Origin of the sequence: Microvirga brassicacearum (assembly GCF_008757455.1) — a bacterium.
Taxonomy (GTDB): Bacteria; Pseudomonadota; Alphaproteobacteria; order Rhizobiales; family Beijerinckiaceae; genus Microvirga; species Microvirga brassicacearum.
The window spans coordinates 1-15,414 of sequence record NZ_VCMV01000041.1; the positions used below are offsets into that span (position 1 = coordinate 1).

The 15,414-nt window shown below is 63.1% G+C and carries 13 protein-coding genes; 3 read left to right on the forward strand and 10 right to left on the reverse strand.

What is annotated here, in order from left to right:
• The 3 genes from FEZ63_RS25005 to FEZ63_RS19630 form a co-directional block, all read left to right on the forward strand.
• Positions 1 to 343, forward strand: a 343-nt coding sequence (locus tag FEZ63_RS25005; protein WP_201274216.1) for an Ig-like domain-containing protein, incomplete at its 5' end; no start/stop codon positions are given.
• 164 nt (positions 344 to 507) lie between these two features.
• A complete protein-coding gene (locus tag FEZ63_RS19625; RefSeq protein ID WP_150947654.1) occupies positions 508 to 1,788 on the forward strand; it encodes a Wzz/FepE/Etk N-terminal domain-containing protein in 1,281 nt (426 codons plus the stop codon).
• Positions 1,789 to 1,806: 18 nt separating this feature from the next.
• Positions 1,807 to 2,733: a polysaccharide lyase family 20 protein gene (locus FEZ63_RS19630; protein WP_150947656.1), complete on the forward strand. Its 927-nt coding sequence runs from the start codon at positions 1,807 to 1,809 to the stop codon at positions 2,731 to 2,733.
• Between the two features lie 8 nt (positions 2,734 to 2,741).
• Here FEZ63_RS19630 and FEZ63_RS19635 read toward each other — a convergent pair whose 3' ends face one another.
• From FEZ63_RS19635 to FEZ63_RS19680, 10 genes are read right to left on the reverse strand one after another with little or no spacing between them, the layout of a single operon-like run.
• Entirely contained in the window at positions 2,742 to 4,157 is a 1,416-nt protein-coding gene (locus FEZ63_RS19635; protein WP_201274217.1) for an O-antigen ligase family protein, read from the reverse strand.
• A 59-nt stretch (positions 4,158 to 4,216) separates the two neighbouring features.
• A complete protein-coding gene (locus FEZ63_RS19640; protein ID WP_150947661.1) occupies positions 4,217 to 4,993 on the reverse strand; it encodes a class I SAM-dependent methyltransferase in 777 nt (258 codons plus the stop codon).
• On the reverse strand, positions 4,971 to 6,893 hold the full coding sequence (locus FEZ63_RS19645; protein WP_150947663.1) for an asparagine synthetase B family protein: 1,923 nt from the start codon (positions 6,891 to 6,893) through the stop codon (positions 4,971 to 4,973). Before FEZ63_RS19645 ends, FEZ63_RS19640 begins: the two co-directional genes overlap by 23 nt.
• Positions 6,880 to 8,166, reverse strand: a complete 1,287-nt coding sequence (locus FEZ63_RS19650; protein ID WP_162419792.1) for a GNAT family N-acetyltransferase — start codon at positions 8,164 to 8,166, stop codon at positions 6,880 to 6,882. Before FEZ63_RS19650 ends, FEZ63_RS19645 begins: the two co-directional genes overlap by 14 nt.
• A complete protein-coding gene (locus FEZ63_RS19655) occupies positions 8,163 to 9,404 on the reverse strand; it encodes a GNAT family N-acetyltransferase (RefSeq protein ID WP_150947667.1) in 1,242 nt (413 codons plus the stop codon). The genes FEZ63_RS19650 and FEZ63_RS19655 overlap by 4 nt, the downstream gene beginning before the upstream one ends.
• Positions 9,401 to 10,546: a DegT/DnrJ/EryC1/StrS family aminotransferase gene (locus tag FEZ63_RS19660; RefSeq protein WP_150947669.1), complete on the reverse strand. Its 1,146-nt coding sequence runs from the start codon at positions 10,544 to 10,546 to the stop codon at positions 9,401 to 9,403. The genes FEZ63_RS19655 and FEZ63_RS19660 overlap by 4 nt, the downstream gene beginning before the upstream one ends.
• A 10-nt stretch (positions 10,547 to 10,556) precedes the next feature.
• Entirely contained in the window at positions 10,557 to 12,053 is a 1,497-nt protein-coding gene (locus FEZ63_RS19665; protein ID WP_150947671.1) for a lipopolysaccharide biosynthesis protein, read from the reverse strand.
• Entirely contained in the window at positions 12,053 to 13,168 is a 1,116-nt protein-coding gene (locus tag FEZ63_RS19670) for a GNAT family N-acetyltransferase (RefSeq protein WP_150947673.1), read from the reverse strand. The genes FEZ63_RS19665 and FEZ63_RS19670 overlap by 1 nt, the downstream gene beginning before the upstream one ends.
• On the reverse strand, positions 13,165 to 14,298 hold the full coding sequence (locus FEZ63_RS19675) for a GNAT family N-acetyltransferase (protein WP_150947675.1): 1,134 nt from the start codon (positions 14,296 to 14,298) through the stop codon (positions 13,165 to 13,167). The genes FEZ63_RS19670 and FEZ63_RS19675 overlap by 4 nt, the downstream gene beginning before the upstream one ends.
• Positions 14,295 to 15,410 carry a glycosyltransferase gene (locus FEZ63_RS19680; RefSeq protein WP_162419793.1) on the reverse strand — a complete coding sequence of 372 codons (1,116 nt, stop codon included), beginning with the start codon at positions 15,408 to 15,410 and terminating at the stop codon, positions 14,295 to 14,297. Before FEZ63_RS19680 ends, FEZ63_RS19675 begins: the two co-directional genes overlap by 4 nt.
• Between the last annotated feature and the right edge of the window lie 4 nt (positions 15,411 to 15,414).

The following is a 15,414-nucleotide window of genomic DNA, read 5'->3' on the forward strand; positions in this document are numbered from 1 at the left end:
GACCCCGACCCCGACCCCTACGCCGACTCCGACGCCGAGCGCGGGCGAGGCGCATGACGACGTGGCCAAGACGACCGCTGGCAAGGCCACCGTCATCAACCTGATGGGGAACGACGATCCGGTGAACTGGACGAAGGCCACGGTCGTGAACCCCAAGAACGGCATATTGTCGAAAGCCGCCAATGCGGAATCGATCACGTATACGCCGAAGACGGGTTTCGTCGGCACCGACACGTTCGATTACACGCTTACGGACTCGACTGGCCACAGCTCCACCGCCACGGTGACGGTCACTGTCGAGAAGGTTGGCACCATGACGGCCGCATACGACCTCATGATCTGATCGTACCTCGGACGCACCACGGCAGCTGCCCTGTCTCAAAAGAACATTGATGTTCCGGCCAATGGTCCTTTGATACACTTCCCTCCCGAATAACGAGAGGGTCAGGGTGGCGGATTGAGAGAGCGCGAGTTCCTGCGTGTTTCGATCATGCCGTGGAGCGCATCATGACGCTCAGCAGGCGCACGGAAGGTCCTACGGTCCATTCGACCGGTGGTGATCCGTGCGCCTTCAGCCGTGACCAGGTCCGGGCGACGTTTCAATGCTTCGCCTGGTTCCTGCGCCGGCAGCGGACCTTCATCGTGACGACCGCGCTGGCCGTGGCGGCGATGTCGTTGTTCATGACCTATCTGGCGGCCCCGGTTTATACCGCTCAGGCCGCCATCGTCGTGGAGCGGACGCGCAACCCTATCCTGCGCAACGAGAAGGAGCGGCCGCTTACGGCGATCGAACAATCCAACGATCTGCGCGACATGCTGCGGTCGCGACCGGTGATTGAAGCGGTTGTCGAGGAATTGCGACCGCACGAACCGGCCCGGCGCCAATCAAAATTACGCCGCTTCCTCGAGGTATCCTTCGACAGGCTCGGCATTCTTGCCGCGATGCCTCTCCGCGAGCGTTTCATCCGGCGCTGGGGGAAGATGATCGTGGTCGACGCGGATGATGACTACGTCCGCATTTCTTTCACTCACGAGGATCCGGCCGTCGCAACCGCAGTGGTCAACGCGGTCGTCGACGCTCATCGCAGCCAGTACGTCAAAATGCTTCGTGCATCGCAAGGCTTGAGATTGCGTCGCGACCTGATGGATCGCGCGCAACTGGAGCTTACGAGCCTGCGCCAGATCCTTGCGGCTCACGAAGCGCCCGCATCGGCAAACGCGGTCGGCTTCGCCGAGGCCCTGTCCCGCCTCCGGGTGGTGCGCGAGTTGATCTGGACGATCGAAACGCAAACGCTGGCATTGCGATCGAATCTCGGACCTGCCCATCCCGACACCATGGCCTCCGAGCAAACCGGAAAGACCCTGCGGGCGGCCTTTTCAGCTCTTGAAACGGAAATTCGGACGCTGGAACAAACGGCAGCGCGCTCGGAGGAAATGAACCTTCTTATCCGGGCATCCAGGGAAACGCTGGATGGAACGCGCGAGCGCGTAGACCGCGCCTTGATGCTCGAGCAATCCGATACCCGAACGCTCAATCTCCGCGTCGCCGAATATGCGGCCATGCCGGCCGTTCCGAATGCGAGCCGCCTTTTCCAGTTGGTGATCGGCATTGCTGCCGGGCTGATCTTCGCATTCAGCGCAGCGATTATTCGCGACCGGATGAAACCGCAGCAACTTTCAGTCGACGTCGTCGAAAGAATTCTCCGCAGCCCCGTCCGCGCAGTCGTTGGCGACGTTGCCAAAGCCGCAGGTCAGATCGGCAGACCCCGCTCCCTGAAAAACAACTGAGAGACTTGTTGCGTGCAGATGATGCCGACAAACATGAAGGAGAAATCGGGCGGCCTCTTGCGAGGCCGGCCCCGATGGCGTGTGGCCGCCGTCCTGCTCACCGGCGGCCTCGCCCTTGGGCTTCTCGGGCACCTTGCCTACAGCGCCGCCTACTACGTCAGCAATCTGGATTTTGGGTCCGGCATGGCTTTCGCCGATGGTTTTGAAAGCGGCGATCTGTCCAAATGGGAGGACGGCGAGGTTGAGTTGTGCTGCGATCACTCGGCAACGATCGTCTCGCAGGGCGCGCGCGAAGGGGCGAAGGCGCTGAAATTCTCACTTCGCGGGGATGATGCGCGCGTTGCCGGCAGCAAGCGCGCCGAATTACGCCTGAAGGCGGTCGATCTCGGACAGGAACGCTGGTACGCCTTCAGCCTCTTCGTCCCGGATGAGTGGCAGACAACGCCCGAATTGGTGACGGTCGCGCAATGGCACGCGGTGGACGACCGCATTTTTGGCGAAGGCGGCCGCGCGCCGCCGCTGCGGCTGATCCTGAACGGCGAGACGTGGGCAATCGCGAGCCACTGGGACGACCGCCTTCTCAGTGGCGTCCCTTTCAGGAAGGCGGCGCCGCGCGATGGCGCCAACTTATGGACGGGGCCACTCAAGCGGGGCGTGTGGACCGATTGGGTTTTTCGCGTGCGGTGGTCCTACGGCGATGAGGGCCTGATCGAGGTGTGGAAAGACGGGATGCCCATCGTGCAACGCGACGGCCCCAACACCTACAACGATCTACTCGGCCCTTTCTTCAAGGTCGGAATCTACATCCCGCAATGGAAAACCGAGACAGCTGCCTCGGTGGCGAGCCGCCGGGAAATACTCTTCGACGCCATCAAACAGGACAGCCAGCCGCTCCTGCCGGCGCAAGGCGAAGCGGTTGCGCTGCCGCGAAACAGCGACGACTGAGGCAAAGTTCAGCCTATCGGGAGAGTTTCACCCGACCGCCTGGAAGCGGGAAGATCAGGCCGCATCACCGACGTCACGCCGACCATGAAATAGACCAGGGAAGCGAAATAATTGTAGGCCATGAAGTCGACGAAGAGACCGTTGACGATCAGGCTTACCAACAGCGCCAGCACATAGATCGCGACCGTGCGCGTGAAAGGCGAGGTCTGCTTGTTGGCGGAAATCGCCCGAAGCGTGCGAATGCAGGCGCGCGTGGCCAGAATATAGCAGCCAAGTCCCACAAGCCCCGTCAGCACGGCGATGTGGATGTACTCGAGATGCGGGATGCCGATGCTGGCGGCCCATTCGGCGCCGATCTCACCAATGCCGGTCAGATATGCCGTCTTGTAATCGCTGAATCCATAGCGACCGAAACCGACCCCGAACAGGGGGTATGCGCCGATCATCTGGCCCGCCGTCGCGAACAGGGCGACGCGGTTATAGATGGGCTCCATCTCCTCGAAGCGTGCCGTGAGCGCGTCGGTGTCGAGAACCAGCGGGATGATCAGGATGGCGCCGATTAGCCCGACAACCGCACCGCCGGCGAGGAACGAGCGGATCCGCGGGTCGCCGAGATAGATCACCAGCAAGCCGGCCGCCAGGCCTACGAGCGGCGAGCGGGTCAGGCAGATGATCACCCCTCCCACCATCGCGCCGCAGCAAGCCAGGAGCACCGCTCGCAAGAGTGGATCCCGCGCCATCGTGAACTGCGCCAGGGTCAGAATGGCGAGCCCCGAGAGAGTCGAGCCATATTCGACGGCGTTGCCGAAGGTGCCGGTCGTACGTCCCTCATGAATGACCTCGAAGGAGCGCGGCGTGAACCACTGCACATGAAAAAAGAACTGCAGGACACCGATGGCGACGAGCGCGATGCCCGTGACGGTGAGAAGCCGCAGGAACCGCAGGACGTCGAGTTCGGTCCAATCCATCCGGCGCGCGATCAGGATCGACAGCCATGGCATCAGGTAGCATTGGAACAGCAGCGCGATGTCGCTGCGAACGATCTTCAGATCCTTCAAGGGCAGCGTGGTCAGGAACGAACAGACAAGCACACCCACGAACGCCAGGATCGACCATTCCAATCCGTTCAGGGGCCGGCGAATTCCCGAACGCGTGAGCGTCCGCACGAGCATCAATCCCAGAAGGATCAGGAAGAGACCGCGTTCAAGGGTGAAGAACGGCACGCCCGACGCGACGTTGTTTGGAAAGACGAAGAACGTGGGCTGTCCGACCATCCACAGAATGGCGATGACTTTCGGGCTGGTGACCAGGAACACGCCGACAGCCCCAAGCCCGATCACCAACGCTGCCGACACCCAGTCTGCCGACCCGATGAAATACGCCAGCGCGAGGCCGATCACGGCCCAGAAACCCAGCTCCGCCAAACGTCCTCCAAGGCCGGTGGAACGCGGCGGAGGCGGAGTGGTGAAGTGGCCTCCCGACGTCAGCCTGGCTTGCGACATGCGTAAAAATGGTCCCAACGATGAAAGTTGCTCGCCAGACGCGGACGCGTTTGTCCCCGCCCAAGCGCGACTTCCGAATTGAAATAAAGCAGATCGAAGCCGGCGCGCCGCAACTGCCTTTTCATGGCGATCGGGTTCGTCGTGTGCCACCGCATCCTGTTGCCGCCTTGCGCCACGGTCACCTCCAGCGGCGATCCACCGTCATGTTTTCCGACGCCCATGCGCGCGAGCAGGCGCGGCAGATAGAACCGGCGCGCGTAGGTCATGTTGAAGCAGGATTTCGTGGTGAACACGAAAACCCCGCCGGGCCGCAGCACCCGCGACACCTCGGCGAGAACCTTCCGCTGTCCATCGGCATCGAGAATGCCTTCGATGCCGTTATAGGCGAAGAGGACCGCGTCGTACGATGAGGTCGTGACCGGCATCTGCATCGCATCGCCGACGAAGAAACGGATGTTCATTTCCAGTTCGAGGTTTCGCTTCTGCGCAACCTCGATCATCTCAGGCACGATATCGAACGCGTCGATCCGGGCGAAGCGATCGGCGAGCAGGAAGCTTGTGCGGCCGGTTCCACAACCCACATCGAGCAGGCGGCCGCCACCGGAGAGAAACCGGTTGAAGACGTGGGCCTCGCCCGTCCTCAGATCCCACGCGCGGCTGTACTCGTCGAGCACGCTGCCCCGGCCATAGAAGAGTTGCTTCTCGATCGTGCTTCGGATGCTGCCGAGATCCGCGTTAGGCTGCAGGGACGCCGTCATGGTGGGCCTCCGTTTGGCTTTCGGTCGTTTGCAACCAGCCTTCCAGGTTGAGTGCGTACCAGAGCACGTAGGCCGATTGCTGGGCGCCGCCGTTGCTGCTCAGGAAATTGGAATAGGCACCCCGCATCCAGTCGATATCGATGTATTCGGCGACTCTGAAGGTCTTCTGTTCGAAAAAGCTTTGCAGGGTCTCGGCGAAGTGCTTGTTCTGCTGCCGCCACAGCACCGGATTGAGGTTCTTCTTGAGATGCTCCTGCGTGACCACCGCCGGAAGAATTCCGTCCATGGCGCGGCGCTGCAGCATGCGGGTCTGGCCGCGGCGGATCTTGTGCTCGCGCGGCGTCGCGAACATGTATTCGACGAGGCGGCGATCGAGAAGCGGAAACCGTGTGTCGACGTTGAAGGTGGCGCCCAAAGCCTCGTGGATGGGAACGGTGACGTTCACGAGAATCGACTCGAAAACCTCCAGGCAATCCTGCCGGTAATAATCGGAGAAGACGCGTTTGGGTCCTTGCGCGATGCGATCCGCCAGATTCGTGCGGCGTGCGAGATCGGGGTTGATCCAGTTCGGAAAGGCCCCCCTGCCCTGGCGGTTCCGCATCCACGCGCGCACGCCGCGCGGCATCATCGGCGACGCGATATAGGCCGCCGCGAGCTTCTTGATGGAGGTCGGCTTGCCGGTGCTGAGATCGTTGGGGAAAAGGCTCGCCATCTCCCGCGCAAGCGTCACGAAACGGCCTGTCTTCAAGAGATCGGCGAGAAAATGATAACGTCCGAAGAACAATTCGTCGCCGCCGAGCCCGCTCATCGTCACGTGGACCCCATGGCGCGCCGTCTCTTCCTTGCAGCGCCACAAATAGAGCAGGCCCATGTCGAATTGCGGCTGGCCGCCGGCCTCGATCATGTGAGGGAGCAGCTTGAAGACGTTATCCTGGTCTACGTAGATATGCTTGTGGCGCGCGCCCACGCTCTTGGCGACCGCGTCGATCAGTTCGGGCTCGTCGGCCGATGCATCGCGAAGCTCGAACGAGAAGGTTTCAAGCGGATCATTGATCCCGCGGCCGCTGAGGTCGCGCCGCAACAATGCCGCAACCGTGGACGAGTCGAAGCCGCCGCTGAGCTCGCACCCGTATGGACCGGCGGGAGGCGTGCGCCGGCGGACCGAGTCGATCAGCAACTCGCGCACGCGCGCCGCCATATCGGCCTCGGTGGTCTCGTCGTTGACGCGGTGGGGATCGATTTGCCAATACGGCTCCTCCCGCAACGGGCCCGACCCTTCCTGAATCAGAACGTGACCCGGCCTTAGCCGACGGATGGATTCGTGGAACGACAAGCTCGGGTCGAGAAGCGAGCGCTCCAGGGCGATATAGGAGGCGATCGACTCGTCGCAGGGCGTCGCGGGGACGCCCGCAGCGAGGATCTGGCGCGGCTCCGACGCAATCCAGATCGCCCCGTTCCAGTGTGCATAGCAGAGCGGCTTGACGCCGAACGTGTCCCGCGCTCCCAGAAGCCGGCGGTTGACCGTGTCGTAGAGGACGAACGCGAAATCGCCATCGAGTTCCCGCACGCACTGAACGCCCCACGCGTCGTAGGCGGCGGCGATGACCGCGCAATGGGTCTCGTCCGGCACCGGATGGCGGAGGTCCCTCAGCTTGCGCGCCACGTCCTGGTGATCGTAGAGCCGCCCGCTCAGAACGATGACGAGGCGACCATTATCGACCACATAGGGTTGTGGATCGTCGATGGCGGCCGCGTTGGCCTGGTGCGCCATGGCGAGGTGGCCCGAGATGTAGGTGGCTGGGTTCCGGCCGCGGTGCGGGGCGGCGGCAGCCATCCGCAGCAAGGTCGCCGCGGAGGGGCTTCCCCCGTCCAGACGAATGATTGCGTCAATCGCGCCCATCGGTGTTACTCCCTGTTACATCACGTCCGCCCGCCAGGCGCCGCGCGAGCATTGTAGCCAGAGATTTGCTCGCCCATAGGGCCTGCCCGCGCAAATGAGGGCTAAAGACGTAGAGTCTTTGGTAGCTATCCGCATTCGTCGCCCACTTGCGCGCATGAGACGAAACCCCATGGGTGTCGAGCTCCGTCATGCCTCGGGCCATGGCGTCCCGAAGCAGGGAATCCCAAAGCGGAGCGTTGTTGATGACCTCCCGCATGTCGTCGCGCAGGTAGACGACCAGTGACAGGATGGTCGTCCCTCGCGACAACCCGAAAAGGGCGCCGACCGGCCGTCCATCGAGGCTCATGACGTGAACGACCGCCTCGTCCTTCTCCGCGAAGGCGCGGCCGACATCGGTAAAGAACTGCTTGAGCGTTGAATCGAGCGACATGTCGACAGCCGTCTTCTCGCCCGGCCGCGCCTTCCACGTCGCCTGCTCGATTTCGAACATGATGTCCAGCCCGCGAACGATCTCGTCCTTCCGATACTGGCGGAGTTCGAGGGCCCCGGCCTTCTCGCACGCCCGGATCTGTCCCTTGAAGCGCTTGCGGAAATGCGCGCCGCGACGGGCGCAATAGGCATCCATTCCACCCGTCAGATCGGCCGTGTACATGTCCCGCGCCCGGCCATAGGGCAGCGTGCGCATGCCGCGAGCGCTCGCTGCCGCACTGAAATGCTCACGCTGGCCCGACTTGGCCGGGAGGCCTTCAAGCACCAACACGTCCCAGTCTCGCGCGCGCGCCTTCCAGTAATCGAGAACCGCGCCGCAAACCGTCGCGGGATCGTCGGCGATCAGCGCGTGGCTGCGCGCGTTGTGGCTCGGGATGTTGAGCGGGAATGTCACCCGGCGGATCGGAACGAGCCGTCGCCAGTGCGGGATGCCAAGCTTTTCCTGATCCTCCGCCAACTGAACCAGGCCATCGCGGCTGGGCCAGGCTTCCCAGCCGCGCGACCGCAGCGCCGGCATGATTCCGATCGGGCGCCCCGCCTTTTCGATCACCAGTCCATGCAGTTCCTTGCCCGCCCCGTAGTTTTTCCACCAGGCGCGAACCCAGCGGTGGTCGAGAAGAACATGGCGATGCGCGCAGCGATCCTGCACCGCATCCCAACTTGAAGCGGCCGCGTCGAGGGATGCGAGGGAATCGAAACGTCCCACTGTGATTGACGACGCAGCGGAATCGGCGAGGGCGGGCGATGAGGCCATGGCGAGCGAGGCGGCGTCGGAGAATGTCATGTGGATGGCCTCGCTGGCTCGGAACGGATGTCCTGCGAGCGCGGAACAAAACGACGAGCGAATGCCAGCGCCCCATTGTCGACGAGTTGAAGCAGACGCGAATAGGGCGCTGTGTTGAAGAGTGTCATGGACGAATAATCGTGCTGATCCTTCGCCCATTTCAGGTAGTTCCGCGTGTATCCGTTGATGTCGAGCCGGCGCAGGCCCCGGTCGATCCCTCCCTTGATCAGCTCCTGCCAGATCGGCACGATGCTGACGGGTTCGGTCAGTTGCTCGTTGCGATAGGTGAGCACGCTCGATGCCACGCCCTTCCGCTCGAGCGTGAACCAACCTGCGGCATTCGTCTCGCCGAAGCTGAGAATGAGCACCTGTGCGTTGTCGTCGGCAGCGAAACGGCCGGCTGCCTCTCGAAAGAACCCGCGTGCATGGTCATCGAGCGAGAGATGAAGGCGCCGCTGCTTGCTGTCCGCCACCTTCCAGCTCTGCTTCTCCAACGCGAACAACCGGCGAAGGCCCTCGTCGATCTCCGCGCCGCGATAGCAGGTGACCTTCATCGGCCCGAGGGCGGCAAAGGTGCGCTCGAGCTTGTTGCCTTCCTGTTGCATGCGCTGGCGGAAGTGACTGGAGCGCGACCGCAGGAACTCTTGAAGCGACGCGGGAAGATCGATGTATAGCATCGGCCGCTTGGCCTGCCGCCGGCCCGGCAGAAGTCCCGCGCCCCGCGCCGCATTCGCCAGCACGGCTTGTTCCTGATCCCAGGGTCTCATTCCCGGCAGAGTGGCCACATCCCAGTCGCCGGCGATACCGGCCGCGTAATGGGCGAAGGCCGCGTAGGACGCCGGTTCCGCGTGCGGAAAGATCGCCTGACCGCGGATGTTGCCGGAGACGAGGTTCAGCGGAAAGGTCAGCCGTCGCAGCGGCACGATACGCCGCCGCCGCAGACCGGGCAGAAATTGATAATCGTCCGGCCCCATCACGTAGGGATCGCGGAAGGGAAATGCCTCGAAGCTGCGGGTGATCGCCAGCGGCACGATGCCGACCGGATTGCGGCCTGACGACAGCAGCAGCGTGTGCTGCGCTTTTCCGCGCCCGAAATGGCGCCACCATGTGGAGACCCAGCGATGGTCCATGAGCACGTGCTGGTAATCGCAATGATCCTGCAATTCGTTCCAGACCGGTCCGAGGGCGTCGAGTTCGTCGACGCTTCCGATCCGCTTCACGCTCACCGGCGCATTCATGATCGGCTCCACCGTTTGACCACGTCGATCAACCGCGCCACGTCGCCGTCGCTGAGCGATTGATGGACCGGAAAACCGATGGCCTTTTCCTTCCAGTGACGTTCGCGCGGGAAACGGCTCCACGGCACGGATGAATGGAAGTAGGGCCAAATGTGCTTGACGCCGACAGCCTCCGCGGCGAGCGCCTTTCGCAAACCTGCTGCGTCATCGACCAGGACGGGGAAATACAGCGGGCAGGCCCCCTCCCCCAACGACGACATGGGGGTGAATCCCCGTATGCCCGCAAAGGCGGCTTCAAGCTCGCGGAAATGGCGGCGGCGGCTTTCCCGAACGAAGGCGTGATCGGTGCCACGGAAAATGCGTTGCGAACTGCTCGCCATCCCGGCCCGGATGAGTTCGTCGGGAAATTTGATCAGATGCCAGTTTTCCGGCTCGGCCGTTCCGCTGGCGGTGCTCGTTTTCTTGCGACGGAGCCGTTGACGCATATCCTCCAGCGCCCGCACCGCACCCACTGAATGACTGCGCATGCTGCGCGACAGCAGATGGCGTGTTGCATGTCGAATGAGTTCTGGCGGCGGCGATTTCGGCCTCGCCCGCACTGCACCGGCGCGCAGGTGCAGCGCTCCGCCATCGGGCAGCGGAACGGTTTTCCAGAAGCTGAAGATCGCGGCGTCGCCCGACAATCCGATCTGAGTCGCGCCCTCCGTCGCGTAGAGAGCGTGGGCGCAATCCTCGATCAGCGGAATCTTGCGCTGCCAGGCCATGTCGCGGGCGGCGGAAAGATCGGCCGGCAATCCGAAATAATGGGTCGCCATGGCGGCCGATGCGTTCTCGATCGCCTCCCTGAAAGAATTCGGCTCCGGCGAGAGATCGTCGCCTACGGCGAAGAACGAGAGTTCGAGGCCTGCCTTGAGGAACGGCTCGAGTTCGGAACCGCAGCAGAACGCCGGCAGGGCAACGCGCTGACCGGGCCGCAGATCCAAGACCTGGATCGCCTCCCACAATGCGATGCGGGCCGAGGTCCACAAAGTGGTTTGAGGCGCTTCGAACGGATAGGGCAGCGATCGGGTGCTCCGGGCGAACAGGGCGCTCAAACTCGGCCACGGCATCGACGCAACAGGGCGGTTCGCGAGTCGCTCCAAATCGTCCTCCTCAGGTTTGTCTTTGCAGGCGTCGCGGAATGCGAAGCCGCCGGATCAGGGGTTTCAGCAATTCGGCGCTCGCCGCCTGGTCGTTCCGGAAAAGCATCACGCCGATCCCTGCAGCGAAGACCGAGAACGTCGCGAACTTGACCAGCGCGTCCTGAAGCATCGAACCGCGCGCGCCCCACATCCACCCGGTCGCAAGAGCGACGAGGGCGAGCGCAACGGCAAAAGCGAGGCTGCTCCACGGAAGCGCGCGGATCAGCGGCGAATGCCGGTTCGCCCAATGCACGGTCAGCCCGGTCCTGAAGAGCATGACGGCGAGACATGCGGCGGCGACACCGATAATCCCGGCCGCCTGCACCGCGAACCAGTAGGTTGGGGCCGCCACAATCAGGCTTACCAGCGCAATGGACATGAGCGGCGCGGTCCGCTTGGCGAAGTGAAGCCCCACCTCGGCGTAGCTGCGCACCGCCGCGACGACCTGAATTGCCGCGAGCCATGGCAGCACGGTGGCGGCCGGCAGAAAGGCGTCGTCCGCGATGAGCCGGATGATTTCGGTGCTGAACAGGCCGATCCCGACGCAGATGGTCATGAGCACGAGCGTGAACTGGAAGAACACGTTCGGCAGTTCTCGGCTCTCCTGCCCTTCCTGAAGCGCCTCGAGCTGACGAACGCCCCAGATCTGAAGGAAGGGCGATGTCACGAGCATGTTGAGAAGGCTCGCGAGTTTCAGGCCGAGACCGTATTGCCCGAGAGCCGCAGCGCCCTGCGTCGGTCCGATGACATAGCGATCGAGGGATGTCATGACCGTATCGAGCAGGATCGTGGGGATCAAGGGGCCGCCAAATTTCAGCAATTCGATCAGGACCGGCTTCGAGATACTCATGGACGTTGTGGCAAACATCCGACCGAGGATTGTCCCGACGACGATCGTGCTTGCGATGAATGTCGAGATCACGATGCCGAATACGCCGTAGCCGAGCCAGACGACGAGCCAAAGGTTGAACACGATGAACAACGTCGCCTTCGCAACCGAGATCGCCAGATAGAACGACGATTGCTTCGTCACGATGATGTAATTGAGCTGCAGGTTGAACAGCGTCGAGGGAATGAGTCCCCAGATTGCCCAGGTGAAGAGCCATGCCGTATCGGCGCTGCCGAGCAGCAGGCGCGACGATACGTGAGCGATCGGATAGGCAAGAAGCGCGATGACGACCGCCATCGCGGCAAATGTTGCAAGCGCCGTGCCGAGCACGGCGTCCTTTCCGGTCTCTTCGCCTTGTTCCACATGCAGGCGAACGAGCGCCCGGCCAAGCCCCATGCCAAGCACCACCGAGAGGAGATCGGTGACGAGAACCGCGCTCGTGTAGAGACCGAATTGCTCGGGGTCGAGCACATGGGTGTAGACAGGGAGAAGCACCAGGCCGGAGAACCGGCCCACCAGGTTGGCGAGGCCGTAGAGGCGGCCGTGGCGCACGACGTTTTTCAGTTCGCTCGTGGCCATTACGCCATCTCCACGCGTCGCATCAGACGCTTGGCCATCGGCCGGGCCTTGACCACCGCCAGACGAAGAAGGTCTCCCCACACGCTTCTGGCAAAAAACCAGGCTTCATCATGTTCGATGGCGTTGTCCGTCCAGTCATGCAGGATGTTGGGCTTCGTGAGGCTGCCGCGCGAGGCGTCGAACACTTGGATCCCGGCGCTGGACGCGGATTCGATCGCATCCGCCAGAAGAAGGCGGCCGACGCTGAGCGCGTCGCAATCGAGCGGGTGCGCGAAATTGTAGTCGAGGAAGGTCGCGCCGGACCGGAAGCCGAACCGGTAGCTGACGAGTTCGTCGTTCAAGAAAAGGAGCAGGATTTCCAGCCTGCCTTCGGCCGCCAGCGCCAGAGCCACGGCCTCGAAAAATGCGAAACGGCGCGGGGTCGAGAAGATGCCGACCCCGGCGACGCCCTTCCAACTCTTGGCCTCGATCGCCGCGATATCGGGCAGCAGGTTGGGCACCTGCTCCGGCCGTGGCACGACGCGTTCGAACCGCACGGCGCCACTCGTCTTGATTTTTTTGCGCGAGCGGGCAATGCGTGATTTCAGGCTCTTGGAAAGGCCAGCTTTCATCCGGTCGCGATCGGATACGTCGAGGATCGGCGCGCGGGCACAGAGCTTCATATGCGGTGCGTGTTTCGCCGCTTTATCAAACAGCGCGCGATAGCCTGCGGTCTCCGGCAACTCGCTGAGAATGGCGACATCCGCGCCGGACACCTTCGGGTCCGTCAACGCCTCGATCACATGGGCCAGCGCGCCGCTCGAATCCGCCGCGACCGGAATGCCGATCCGATCGCTGAGCGGGTAGCCAAGCGGCCTTAAGGTCCGCACGCGCAAGCCGGCCACACGCTCGCGGCCAAATGTCATGGGCAGGCAGGCGACGAGCCGGTTGCCTTCGCCCACCGTCAGCGTCCTGACCTCCCGCCCCTCGGATACTCCGTGCAGCGCCGCGGCGTGGATCCAGGGCCACTCGTTGAACACGGTCATGTGCGGCGCGGCCGAGACGAGCCGACGATAGCTTGATTCAAGCGCTACGAGCGGTTCGGCCCCGCGGTGCCAGGTGGCCTGAAACGTCATGCCGCCTCCGCAAGGGGCGAGGGAGTGGCGGGGCTCCGGCGAACGAGTTTCTTCTTGAGCCGGTAAGCCGTCTTCAGCAGACCCGGGCAAAACCCCTGCCGGAATGCATAGTAGCTCCGGACCGTCTGCACCTCGGTCGCCCAACTGAGCTTGTAATCCCCGCGCGAGGTGACGCAGTCGAGATCGATCATATCGATCGCCTGGTGCGCCATCGCGCTTTGCACAAATGAAGAGATCGCGAGCCGACCCGGACCGAGATTTGCTTCCGAGGCGACGAACGCGGTCTTGAGCGCATACAACACGCCGTGATCGAGCATCCCGAAGATGAAGGCCGCTGGATTTTCACCGTCGAAGACGCAGGACGCATGGAGCAGACCGCGCGCATCGGCATCTCGTATGACGCTTTGCCAGAAGCTCCATTCATCCTCGACCGACACGACGGAGGTTTGCTCACCGAAAGCCCAGCTCCGACGCGCCACGAAATCGATGGCGGTCAACAGGCTGTCGACGGAATTGAAATCCTCGGGGTAGGTCCGCACGGTGAGCGGACTGCCGATATGCCCCCGCTTCCGCTGCTTTCGAAAGCTCTTTTTGCGGGTCGCCAGATACTCGTCCCATCCGCCGGTCGCGGCGATTAACGGCAGGCGAAATTCGGAGCGTTCCTCGGCCTTCGCCACAACCGACGTCTCAGCGAAAGCTGCCAGGAGCGGGTGCTCGTCGGGAAGCCGGCCGGGATCGAGCCACAGCCAGCGGAGTTTGCGCAGATCCTCCAGCATGACCGACGCGGCCTCCGCCTCGCGCCGCGCGAGAACCACCTGCGTGCGCTTGGACATGGGCCGCCCCGCGAGCCCGAGGAACGGAACCGAGACGGCACCCATGCGCATGCTGTCGTGAATCCAGGCCGCGCACCCGAGCGGCCCCTCCGCATCTGACAGAAGACGGAAATCGATATCGTGATCTCGGCCGATCGTATCCAGCCAGCATTTGATCCAGGCGTGTCGGGCATGGACTCCGGCGCTCAGGGTCTGCGAGACGACCTGGTCCCATTCCGGAGCGCATTGGTCGAAATCGGCGCGGCTCGTAATGGCGCGGACCGTGATCGGATTGTCATGCCCCGGCGCGCGCATCATGCCACCCCAAAAACTCGGCGAAGGCGGCCGAAGATGCTCTGCCCGGACAGCTGCGGCGCGATCAGGGGGATGCGGTCTTCGGGCAACCCGCCCATGTAGCGCCGATAATGGGCCTGATAACGAGGGACGAAGATCCACTCTGCCCAGCCGACGAGATGCCCCAAGAGCGAGCCGATGTCGCGCACCAGCAGAACCTCCATGGCGACCGGGATATACCGGAGCTTCTTCAGGGAGCCATCGACCTTGATCACCTTCCGAATGCCCGCGCGCCAGGCATAGGCGCCGAAAAGAACGGCTGCGAGCGCGGGAAAGATGGGCGAGAACCAGCCCAGCGCCAGGAGAAGCGCCAGCACCCCGTAGATCCACATAAGAAGCACGGCGTGCTTCGACAGGAATCGCATCTGGCCGTTGCCGCGGCCGTACAAGTAAAGTTGGCGGAACAGATCGCGCGGCGTGCTGCGGACGTGGTGCCAGATCCGCGCGTCGATCGCCACCAATCCTTTGCCGCCGATCGCGTGGACCTTGCGGCTGAACATCTTGTCCTGGCCCTTGGCGAGCCATTCCGGCTGTTCGCCGGCCGCGAGCCAGATCCGGCGTGTGAACGCAGTGCAGAGACCGCCCGGAAAGACCACCGGCGGGATCAGCTGACGAATTTCGTCCCGGCTATAGCGGTCCAGCGTGTAATCCTCAAAGTAGTGAATGGATGCGACGCAATGCTCGAAATGGGTTGTGGCGCGCATTCGGAACAGGCCGCCGACGATGTCGATGGTGTCGTCTTCCTCAAAGGGGCGGACCATTTCTTCGATATAACCGGGCTCGACGGTATTGCCGAAATCGCTCAACACGATGATGTCGCTGTCGGTCACGCGAATGGCGGCATTGCGCCCTCCGCCCGCCCAGATGGTCGGATTGTTCACGACGCGGATGGGGACGCCGCGGTCGCCGTAGCGCTGGATCGCCGCGATGGTGCCATCCGTGGACATGCCATCCGCGATGATGATTTCATCGGGGAGTCTGGTGGATGCGAAGATCGCGTCCATCGTCGGCCCGACCGCGGCTTCCTCGTTCCGGACGGGCATGACGACCGCGACCTTCTTGCGTATCGAATCCATTCTC

Coding starts and splice junctions, on each gene's coding strand:
- FEZ63_RS19625 (WP_150947654.1), top strand. CDS start 508: ATGACGCTCAGCAGGCGCACGGAAGGTCCTACGGTCCATTCGACCGGT.
- FEZ63_RS19630 (WP_150947656.1), top strand. CDS start 1,807: ATGATGCCGACAAACATGAAGGAGAAATCGGGCGGCCTCTTGCGAGGC.
- FEZ63_RS19640 (WP_150947661.1), bottom strand. CDS start 4,993: ATGACGGCGTCCCTGCAGCCTAACGCGGATCTCGGCAGCATCCGAAGC.
- FEZ63_RS19645 (WP_150947663.1), bottom strand. CDS start 6,893: ATGGGCGCGATTGACGCAATCATTCGTCTGGACGGGGGAAGCCCCTCC.
- FEZ63_RS19650 (WP_162419792.1), bottom strand. CDS start 8,166: ATGACATTCTCCGACGCCGCCTCGCTCGCCATGGCCTCATCGCCCGCC.
- FEZ63_RS19655 (WP_150947667.1), bottom strand. CDS start 9,404: ATGAATGCGCCGGTGAGCGTGAAGCGGATCGGAAGCGTCGACGAACTC.
- FEZ63_RS19665 (WP_150947671.1), bottom strand. CDS start 12,053: ATGGCCACGAGCGAACTGAAAAACGTCGTGCGCCACGGCCGCCTCTAC.
- FEZ63_RS19670 (WP_150947673.1), bottom strand. CDS start 13,168: ATGACGTTTCAGGCCACCTGGCACCGCGGGGCCGAACCGCTCGTAGCG.
- FEZ63_RS19675 (WP_150947675.1), bottom strand. CDS start 14,298: ATGATGCGCGCGCCGGGGCATGACAATCCGATCACGGTCCGCGCCATT.
- FEZ63_RS19680 (WP_162419793.1), bottom strand. CDS start 15,410: ATGGATTCGATACGCAAGAAGGTCGCGGTCGTCATGCCCGTCCGGAAC.